Genomic DNA, 8994 nt, shown 5'->3' with positions numbered 1-8994 from the left:
TGGACGCTTCATAGTCCAGCCGTTGCGACGATCGCTGGAATCCAAGCAGGTGCCCGGCCTGCCGACGACGCTGTCGCGGTGGCACCGCATGCTCCGTGACCGCGAGCACGCCATCATCGCCGCCACGGACACCGGCGCCGACAGCGGAGTGGCGATCGGGCCGGACTCGACCGCGACCGACGTCTACCAGGTCATCGCCGAACGCATCACCGCCGACGCCATGGCCGCCGCAGCCACCACGCTCACCCACCCCGACGCCCGAGCACTCGCCGATGACCTCACCGCGATCTACTGCCTCGAACGCATCACCGGCGCCGGCACAGGCGCAAGCAGCAACGACAGCAGTTGGTTCACCGCCCACCATCCCGACTACGACCGAGCACGAGCCTCCGACGCACGACGTGAACTGCGCACCCTCTACACCGCAGTGACCCCGCACCTGGACACCATCGGCTCCTGGAGGCAGCGGCACCGACGCGGATGGAGCTGGTGGTGCAGTATTGCGGCGCGGATGGCGACGAAGCGCACGAGATCGCCTCTGCGGCCGCTGAACGCTACGGGGCCCGGCTGGAGACGGCCGAAGTCCTTCCGTTCGGCCGGGGCGTGACCTTGGCGCGGCGACGAGACGCGAGCGTGGCCGATGTGCCGGCGGGGCCGTGCGGGGTAGTCGGGCGGCCGATTCTGACGCCGGAGGTCGACTTCTATACCTGCTGCGGGCCCGCACGCGGGGCGCAGGCGCACTCACCGTTGCGGCTGTCGATCGGCTCGGCGTCGCAGGCGGGCAGCGCGCTCGCGGCGGCATCGGTTGACCCGATCATCAATTCGATACACACCCAGGGGCCGAAAGCCCTGTTCGATCGGCTCTGCCCCGACGCACAACAGCGGGTTTCGCAGAACCTTCGCGATTCTTCGATGTGCTCGCTGTGCCGCGCGATCACCGACGACGACCAAGCGGTAGCCGAGCTGCGCGGCGAACTCGACCGTGACGCGCTGCGGCTGGTCGCTCTGTCGGGGGTTCTTCACGTGGCCCAGGATGAGGAGGCAACTCGGTGTCATCGGTAGCGCTGGCGCAGGCGGCACCCGGCCGCGACGCACGGGCCGATACGAAGCTCATGGCGGCCGCCATGGCTGACCGATCGGCGGAATGGACACACGCGGGCGTCCCGGCCGTGTCGGTGGCGGCCGGGGCCGAAGACAGCAGCACGGCGGCGGGGAGCGTATACACGCTCGCTGGCGGCGCACAGCTGGCGGCGGTGTCGGCCCCGGCCTGGGTGCATCGGCAGATGGACACCGTGATCGGCGAACTCGACGTGTCGGACTCGCCGGAGACGACCGCGGCGAAGTTGAGCGCCGTCGCCGGGGATGCGCATTGCGTCGTGGTGTCGCCGGAACAGCGGTGGACGGTGGTGTACCGGTCGCCGATGTCGGCGCGACCGCTGTTCTACCTCGCTGGCCACGAATCGGTGCTGGTGGCCTCACAGATCCGCGGACTGCGGGCCGCGAATCCCGGAATCGGCGTGGACCCGACGGGCCTTGCGCCGTTTCTGGTGCCGTCGATGTGCGATCCTGCCGGGTCGGCGTGGTCCGGGGTTCGCCGGTTGCCGCCTGGCCATGTATTGATCGTGCGGGACGACGCGGCCAGCGTGCACCGAACGGCTCATATCGACGCCGAACAGGTGACAGGGCTCGCCCGCAGCGAGTTGGTGACCGAGTTCCGGGCGCGGCTGTTGACCGCGATGCAGCGGTGCAGCAGCCCCACGGACGCGGTGCTGCTCTCGGGCGGGATCGACTCGGCATCGCTGGCCGCCGCTGCGGTGGCCGGCGGGCTCCGTCGGCGGCCGCGAGCGTTCGCGCTGACCTACAGCACCGATGAACTCGCCGCGTGCGACGAACGGCGTTTTGTCGATGCGGTCGAACACGCCACGGGCATTCCGGTGGATCGGATGGCCGCCGACACGTTGCTACCGCTGGCGGCCGAATACCCGTTCGGCGACGAGCCGGAAGCCTGGACATACGCCGGGCGGAACTGGGCCATGCTGCGCAGGATCGCGAGTGATCCTGAGCCGGTGGGGTCGGTGGTCGCGGGCGAAGGCGGTGACGAACTGCTGCTCGGGCAGGTGTTCACGGTGGCCGATCGGCGCGTCAACGGCGACGCGGACGGCGCGACGGCCGAGCTGGCGACCTTCCCTGATCCGGCGGGCGCGGCGCGGGTTGTTGATGGGCTGATCGCCGGGGACTACGAGCGGCGCGGAACACGGGTGATGCGCGCTCTCGGCGATATTCCGCCGTGGTTGTCGCAGAGCTACGTCACTGCTTCGGGGCTGGTTGACCGGCCCGCCGACGGCTACCCGACGCTCAGCGAGCCGGGACAGTTCACCACGACCTATTCACGGGCCTTGATCGGTGAAGCGGGCGCGGCCGGGCGCGTGCACTGCGGCGGCTGGTGGGAGGACACCGCGCGCCGCGCGGGCCTGCGGGTCACCTATCCATTCCTGGACCCTGATCTCGCCGCGTTGACGTGGGCGTTGCCGCCGGAGATGTTGCGCGAAAGCGGAATCGAAAAGGTGGTGCTGCGTGACGCGCTCGCCGCCGAGCTGCCCGCGCCGGTGGCCGCGCGGCGGGACAAGGCCGATGCGCGGGTGCTGATGCACGCCGGGCTGACGCGGGCCGCGAGCAGTATCCGCGCGGTGGCGGCCGGTGGGCCGCTGGTGGATCGGGCGGTGATCGACGCGGACAAACTCAGCGCCGCGCTTGACGAATACCTGGCCGGTTACCTCGACCATGGGCCCGCGTTGTGGGCGACGGTCGCGGTCAATTCCTGGCTCGAACACGTAGGAGAATCCGAATGACCACGAGCACGGTGGATCGCCCGAAAGCCGTCGCGGCCTCGGCGAAACAGACCGGTGATGTGTGGGTGCTGGTGCCCGCCGGAGACGGTGAAGTCGCGGTGGTAGACGAACTCGGCTATGAGGTGATGCAGCGCTGCGATGGCACCCGTAGCTGCGCCGATATCGTCCGCGAACTGACTGCCCACCACGGCGGCCGCCCCGTCGATGGTGAAGCGGTGTCGGAGTTCGTTACCCGAATGCGGGCCGCTGTCCTGCTCGACGCGGCCTGACCAACCAGCCGCCGAATTCCGGCGGCTGGGATCTCGCGTGCCGTTACGCGGGCGTGGTCAGTAGCGTCCGGGCCATGCCCGGGCCGATCGACAACAGCAGGGTCGGGAGCCGCGGGCCGGTGTCACGCGAGCACAGCAGCTGGTAGAGGGCCTGGAAGAATGCACGTTGCGCCTTCTTCAGCTCCGGCGTCGGCGCGGCGTCGGCGGGCAACCCGTGGATGAGCTTCGGCACCGCGTAGACCGTCGTAGTCAGCTCCTCGAGCGTCCACGCGCCGGTCATGCGGTCAACGAGCATCCGCACCCCGTCGCGGGTCTGCTGGTCCAGCTGCGCCCATGCCTCGGCATTGAACGTCGTCCGGATCACCGTGCGGTCGGCCTCGGGCGGCGACTTCGCATAGTGGATGGCGTTGTTCAAACGCGGTTCGAGTTCGGCCAGTAGTTCGGCGTCGTCGGGCAGGTCTCCGGCGCCATCGGCGCTGAGCTGTTGGCGCACAAGCCGTTCGATCTGCTCGGCGTTGCCCGCGGTGATATCGGCGATGGAGGACAGCAGCCGGAACGACACCGGTCGGGCCGACGACTCGACCGGGCCGACGGAAGTGCGCACGCTCAGCTGATGCAGGTGGGTTTCGACCGGGGAGGCGTCGCCGGCGGCGACGCGGGCAGAGAACCGGTCCCATTCGTCGTACAGGCGCAGCACGGCGGACGGGGCCATGTCGATGGTGAACGAGTTGGACGGCAGCCGCCGGGCGTAGAGCCATCGCACCATGGCGGGCTCGAGGATATCCAGCGCTGTGTCCGGGGTTGCCGCTCCTCCGGCCGAGCTGGAGAGCTTCGCGCCGCCTCCGGCGACCTGGACGAACGAATACACGGCGGTGCTGGGGGCCTCACCGCCGAAGATGTCGCGCACCAGCACCTTGCCGGATGCGAAGCTGCTGCTCGGGGCGTGGTGGTCTTCGCCCGCTGGCTCGAACGCCACGCGCTCGAACGCCCACCGCATCGGCCAATCGACTTTCCACACCAGCTTGCCGGAGATCCGGGCCCCATCGGCGATGCTCATCGACCCGTCGTGACCGCACCGGCACCGATACGACACCAGATCCTCGGCCCATCCGGTGACATGGGTGTAATCGGTGCCGCACGCCTGGCAATACGGCTTGAACGGGTAGTACTCCGCGCGCCGCTCGTCTACGGACTTTTCGTGGCGGCCTTCGGTCTGGAAGCCCTCGAAGATCGTGAATATCTGCTCGCGGGCATCCATCGCCCGGCGGATCTGGGGGTTGTAGATCCCGGCCGGGTACTGCTCGGACTGCCGGATCTGGCGCATATGCACGCCGAGACGTTCCAGGGACGCGGTGAACGTGTCGATGAAATGCGTTGCCCACGAGTCGGTTTGCCCGGTCGGGTCGGGCACGGCCGCCAGTGGCTTGCCGATATGGGCCGACCATTCGGGCGGGAGTCCGGCCGGCACCTTGCGCAACCGGTCGTAGTCGTCCCAGCTGTTGATGTGTTCGGCGGCCAGGCCGCGGGCCTTGATCTCCTCGGCGACCAGGTGCGCGGTCATGACCTCGCGGAGATTACCCAGGTGAATCGGTCCGCTCGGGCTGATCCCGGACGCACACACGATGGTGCTCGCTCCTGTGCGCTTCGCGTGCTCGATCGCTAAGTCAGCCGTGCGGCTGATCCAACTCGCCTCTAAGGCGGTGTCGCGAACGTCGGGGTTGCGGGTCATCGAAGGCACCGATATACGGTACTCGAAGGGTGTTTACCGAGGTGAGGGAGTGGACCACCGGGACCGGGCGCGGTATCGGCGCTGCGTCGGTCGCCGGTGGCATGATGTCGAGAGACCGGTGTCAATCCCCTTCTAACGGTCGGATAGGGCGGGAGCCTTGACCATGTGGCCGGGTTCCCGCTCTCATCCGCTCAAGGCCGATATCCCATTGACGGCGGGCCTAGATTCGAGTCATGACCTGGGATATCCGGCGTGTCCAGGCCGGTGACGGTGAGCAGTTGCGGGCGGTGCGGCTGGCCGCCCTGCGCGAGTGCCCGAGTGCCTTCGGCGAAACCGCCGAGCAGGCCGCGGCGCTCGAACTGGTGGATTGGGAAGCGCGCATCGCGCGCAGCTGCGCGCCCGGCCGCCAGATCCTTGCCGTGGCCACCGATCGCGACAATGGCGAGTTCGTGGGGATGCTGGGCTGTTTTATCGACTCCGAACGGGACCGGCCCGAGCTGCTGGTGCCGGCGCCCGATGGGGCCCGATGGGCGATGGTCTGGGGTGCCTACGTCCGGCCCCGTGCGCGGGGTCGCGGGTTGGCTGATCAGCTGCTTGCGACCGTTCATCATTGGGCCGTCGATGAGGCGCGAGTCGAGTGGATCGGCCTCGATGTCGTGGAGACCAACGCTCGTGCCGCACGGTTCTACCGGCGCAACGGCTACACCAGCACCACGCTGCGCCGCCCTTACGCGAACGACACCACGCTGACCGAAGTCGTGATGATGCGGCCGCTCCGAAACGATCCGGGGTCGGTGCAATCGAGCGAACTTCTGGCCGATCGGTGACACCATCTACGTGTGACTGACCACGGACACGACGGGTTCGAGGTCCCGCCCGGCAAGTTGGCCGGCTGGGGTGTGGATGCCGTTCTACTCGGCCAGCTCGTCGGCGCGGCGATGAGTGCCCCTCGTGCCAGGAGGCGCTATTGACGCTGGTCGGTGAGAGTGCGCCGACCACGGCCCAACTCGTTGAGTTGGCCTGCGTCGCCGTCATCGACACCTTGGGCGGCATTCCGGTGGATCTGATGGATATCGCCAACGTCGGTAGCCCGGTGCCGATCGGGTTCCGCCGGTTGGCGCTGACCGTGGTGGAAGACAGCGGCCCGGCGGCGCTGGCCACGCAGAGCGAGGGCCTTTCGGTCGCGGACCGGCGGGCGGCCGCGCGCACCGCGACCGCGCTGTTCGTCGGCGAGATCCGGGCGGGCGTTCAGCGACTCCGGACCTAGTCGTCGCCGATCAGTCCAGCGGTCCCGAACATGCTGTACAGATTCACGTCGGCGGCCAGCTGGTCACGGGCCTGCCGCCAGCGCACCGCGTCGACGGTCTCGCGCCCGAACCGCGTCAGCAGATCATCTACCAGCGCGCTCGCGGTGGGCTGATCGCCGCCGTGATGGGCGTCCTGCGCCTTGCGCAACTGGTCCAAGATGGCGCGCTCGTCGGCGGGCTCGATATCGCTCACGTCCACGATCCTGCCGGATCGGGACCATGACGGGTGCGATGACTCGCGCCCATATGGGTGCTGGCTTCCATATGGGCAACCGGTCACAATCCGATGCCCTTGGTTGCGTTATCGGCCCACCTGTCCACGATGCGGATGTATTTGTACAGTTCGGCGCTGGTCGGGTTCCATCCGCCTTGGTCTGCGATGGTTTTCACGTCGTGGCCTGCTTTGCGGGCCTCGGTCGCGAGTCCGGCGCGCAAGCTGTGGCCGGTGAGGTGGACGTGCAGCCCTGCCGCCTGCCCGGCTCGGGTGACCACCTCACCACATGCCCGCGGTGACATCCGCTCGTCGCTGAGGTTGCCGTGCCGGTCGATGGGCCGAAACAATGGCCCGTCGGTAAGGCCGGCGGCGCAGATCCATGTCCGGACGGCCCGGACCGGGCACGTTCCGGGGTTGGTGCCTCGGTCTATGGCGGCCTCGCGTGCTCCGGTCTTGCCGTAGCGGACGGTGACGGCCAGGCCCTCGTCATGCTCTGCCACATCGCCCACGTCCAGCCCGGCCAGGTCCGACCGGCGCGCACCGACGGTGAACCCGAGCAGCACGATTGCGCGGTCTCGGTGCCCGGCCAGCTTCGGAGCCAGCGCCGCGCAGATCCGCCGTAGTTGCGGCACGGTCACGGCCGATGCATGCCCTCGGCCGCGCGGGGTGTTGGCCTCGGCCAGCTGGCGGCGGTAGTTGGTGAGGGTCTGCCGAGCGGCGCTGATGGTCTGCTTCGGTACCTCGATGTCGTAGTGCTGGCGCAAGTCATGATGACGCCGTAGAGGCGGCGCTCTGCGGTGGTCGGGGCCAGCTTGCGGCGTTCGTGCCAGGCCATGAACGCAACGAAGACGCCCATGTTCGTGACGGTCGGCGGGACCGGCGTACCGTGCGGATCTTGCTCGGCCAAACCGGAATTCAGTTCCTCGAGGAATCGTAGCCATGCACGCCAGTCGGCGCGGTATGCCTCTTCGGTGTTCCGGATCGGGCGGGCGTACTCGGCGGCCGCCGTGTCCAGCAGGGCCAGCCGATCCACCAACCTGGGATCTGCTGGCCCCCGCGTCTCGGCCGGAACGATATCGGTCACGGCCGGATCATAGGCAGCGGCACCGACGAAAACCCCCGCGCCAGGGAAGCTGAATCCCAACACCTATGTCACACGGGACGTTCTAGGGTCCAAGTCGTGACGGTGCATCAGTTGAAGATCATCTTGGAGGGCGTGGAGCCGACCGTGTGGCGGCGGGTGCAGGTGCGATCGACTGACACCCTGGCCCGCCTGCACGACGTGATCCAGATTGCGATGGGTTGGGAGAATTTCCACCTACACCGCTTCGACGGTCGCTACGGCGGCGCTCTGGACGAACAACAGCCGGTCTCGGTGCTGTCTGTCGGTCAGATCCTCTGCTACACCTACGATTTCGGCGACAATTGGGTACACACCGTCGCGGTTGAAAAGATCCTCACCAGCCCTCGACGATCCTCGTACCCGATATGTACGGCGGGCCGGCGGGCCTGCCCACCGGAGGACAGCGGCGGCCCGGAAGGCTACTACGACATGCTCAAAGCGCTCCGCGCCCGGAAGGGCTGGCGCTATCACCAAGTCCGCGATCAACTCGGCACCGGCCGATTCGACCCGACTGCCTTCGATGTGACAGCGGTCAACGAGGAGCTGGCACGACTACCCAACTGAGACAACAAATTTCGTTGTTGACTGTAAAAGAGGAGCTGGGTAGGACCTGGTTCTGCCGTGAGTCCGGTGGAGGGTACGACCTGGTTCACCGCTGAAGGAATGCCGTGGGCTATTGCCACGGGTCGATGGTGGGTACTCCGGCGGCCTCGAACGGCGAGGTGTCGCGGGTGGCGACGGTGAAGCCTGCGGCGGCCGCCGTGGCGGCGATCATGCCGTCCACGGTGGCGATGGCGAGCCCGGCGGCGCGGGCAGCGGCGCGAAGGCGCGCGTATTCGGTGGTGGCGGCCAGGTCGTAGGAGAGGATGCGGCCGGAGAACGCGGGCAGGGTGCGGTCTTCGAGCCATTGGGCGTATTCGTCGCGGCGGCGGCCGGCGGGCATGGCCGCGATGCCGTAGCGGAGTTCGCCGACGGTCACGGTGGTCAGGTAGAGGGTTTCGGCGTTTTGGGCGTCGAACCATGCCGCCACCCGCTGATCGGGGTCCTTGGCGAACGGTTCGCTGATGACGCTTGTGTCCAGGATGATCACCGGCCGAACTCCAGCGGTTCGGACGGGGTGCGGTCGCGGCCGAAGTAGGTTTCGCGTTCGTCGTCGGTGAGCCGGTTCTCCTCGCTGATGCCCGCGAACAGGAGGCTGCCGAGTTTGATCCGCTCGGCCGGTTGCACGGCCTCGGTTAGGATGGCGCGCATCTCGGCCTCGATGCTGCGTTCGTTCCCGGCCGCGCGCTGGCGGATGGCACGGTGTACTTCGTCGCTCAGATTTCGGATCGTCACGTTCTTCATCCGATATCATCTCCTCTCGATGCGCCATCATTGGCAACAGATCGGCACGGTTCGCCATCAATGATGGCACTAACAGGATACCCGCTATCACTCCCCCACGCTGACCCCCTACAACAAAGGTTATAGGCGGTCAGCCATAGGGGTACTAGTGGTCATAGT

General features: G+C 67.8%; 12 protein-coding genes. 7 read left to right on the top strand and 5 right to left on the bottom strand.

Annotated features, from left to right (window positions below; translation table 11 throughout):
- The 3 genes from ON20_RS26635 to ON20_RS26620 form a co-directional block, all read left to right on the top strand.
- A partial coding sequence (locus ON20_RS26635; protein ID WP_157229033.1) for a hypothetical protein occupies nt 1-607 on the top strand: 607 nt, incomplete at its 5' end.
- 442 nt (nt 608-1049) lie between these two features.
- On the top strand, nt 1050-2849 hold the full coding sequence (locus ON20_RS26625; RefSeq protein WP_157229031.1) for an asparagine synthase-related protein: 1800 nt from the start codon (nt 1050-1052) through the stop codon (nt 2847-2849).
- Nucleotides 2846-3118: a PqqD family peptide modification chaperone gene (locus tag ON20_RS26620; protein ID WP_040839982.1), complete on the top strand. Its 273-nt coding sequence runs from the start codon at nt 2846-2848 to the stop codon at nt 3116-3118. Before ON20_RS26625 ends, ON20_RS26620 begins: the two co-directional genes overlap by 4 nt.
- A gap of 43 nt (nt 3119-3161) precedes the next feature.
- Here ON20_RS26620 and lysS read toward each other — a convergent pair whose 3' ends face one another.
- On the bottom strand, nt 3162-4847 hold the full coding sequence (gene lysS / locus ON20_RS26615; protein WP_040839980.1) for a lysine--tRNA ligase: 1686 nt from the start codon (nt 4845-4847) through the stop codon (nt 3162-3164).
- Between the two features lie 233 nt (nt 4848-5080).
- On the opposite strand from lysS, the gene ON20_RS26610 reads away from it, so the two are divergent.
- Genes ON20_RS26610 through ON20_RS26605 form a run of 3 tightly spaced genes read left to right on the top strand, consistent with a single transcriptional unit; the run spans nt 5081 to nt 6114 of the window.
- A complete protein-coding gene (locus tag ON20_RS26610; RefSeq protein ID WP_051163377.1) occupies nt 5081-5674 on the top strand; it encodes a GNAT family N-acetyltransferase in 594 nt (197 codons plus the stop codon).
- Nucleotides 5675-5686: 12 nt separating this feature from the next.
- The gene (locus tag ON20_RS40010) at nt 5687-5818 is read left to right on the top strand and encodes a hypothetical protein (RefSeq protein WP_281032912.1); all 132 of its coding nucleotides are present in this window, start codon (nt 5687-5689) and stop codon (nt 5816-5818) included.
- Nucleotides 5815-6114, top strand: coding sequence for a hypothetical protein (locus ON20_RS26605; RefSeq protein WP_040839978.1), 300 nt, complete (start codon nt 5815-5817; stop codon nt 6112-6114). Before ON20_RS40010 ends, ON20_RS26605 begins: the two co-directional genes overlap by 4 nt.
- Here ON20_RS26605 and ON20_RS26600 read toward each other — a convergent pair.
- Nucleotides 6111-6347, bottom strand: a complete 237-nt coding sequence (locus ON20_RS26600; protein ID WP_157229030.1) for a hypothetical protein — start codon at nt 6345-6347, stop codon at nt 6111-6113. The two genes, ON20_RS26605 and ON20_RS26600, sit on opposite strands and share 4 nt — an antisense overlap.
- Nucleotides 6348-6430: 83 nt before the next feature.
- Nucleotides 6431-7132 (bottom strand): site-specific integrase, encoded by a 702-nt coding sequence (locus tag ON20_RS26595; protein WP_051163375.1) that lies wholly within the window; start codon nt 7130-7132, stop codon nt 6431-6433.
- A 416-nt stretch (nt 7133-7548) separates the two neighbouring features.
- Between ON20_RS26595 and ON20_RS26590 the strand changes: the two genes are divergently transcribed.
- Nucleotides 7549-8055, top strand: a complete 507-nt coding sequence (locus ON20_RS26590; protein ID WP_040839974.1) for a plasmid pRiA4b ORF-3 family protein — start codon at nt 7549-7551, stop codon at nt 8053-8055.
- Between the two features lie 109 nt (nt 8056-8164).
- Here ON20_RS26590 and ON20_RS26585 read toward each other — a convergent pair whose 3' ends face one another.
- On the bottom strand, nt 8165-8581 hold the full coding sequence (locus ON20_RS26585) for a PIN domain-containing protein (protein ID WP_040839972.1): 417 nt from the start codon (nt 8579-8581) through the stop codon (nt 8165-8167).
- Complete coding sequence (locus ON20_RS26580; RefSeq protein WP_040839970.1) at nt 8578-8835, bottom strand: FitA-like ribbon-helix-helix domain-containing protein; 258 nt, start codon at nt 8833-8835, stop codon at nt 8578-8580. Before ON20_RS26580 ends, ON20_RS26585 begins: the two co-directional genes overlap by 4 nt.
- Nucleotides 8836-8994: the final 159 nt, after the last annotated feature.

This window comes from Nocardia brevicatena NBRC 12119 (assembly GCF_000308495.1).
GTDB classification, from domain to species: domain Bacteria; phylum Actinomycetota; class Actinomycetes; order Mycobacteriales; family Mycobacteriaceae; genus Nocardia; species Nocardia brevicatena.
Note: the sequence above shows the minus strand (reverse complement) of the source record. Positions and strands in the feature narration are given on the sequence as shown.

What these genes read in the sequence shown, in the direction of transcription:
- ON20_RS26610 (WP_051163377.1), top strand. Translation starts at nt 5,081, where the DNA reads ATGACCTGGGATATCCGGCGTGTCCAGGCCGGTGACGGTGAGCAGTTG.
- lysS (WP_040839980.1), bottom strand. Translation starts at nt 4,847, where the DNA reads ATGACCCGCAACCCCGACGTTCGCGACACCGCCTTAGAGGCGAGTTGG.
- ON20_RS26580 (WP_040839970.1), bottom strand. Translation starts at nt 8,835, where the DNA reads ATGAAGAACGTGACGATCCGAAATCTGAGCGACGAAGTACACCGTGCC.
- ON20_RS26620 (WP_040839982.1), top strand. Translation starts at nt 2,846, where the DNA reads ATGACCACGAGCACGGTGGATCGCCCGAAAGCCGTCGCGGCCTCGGCG.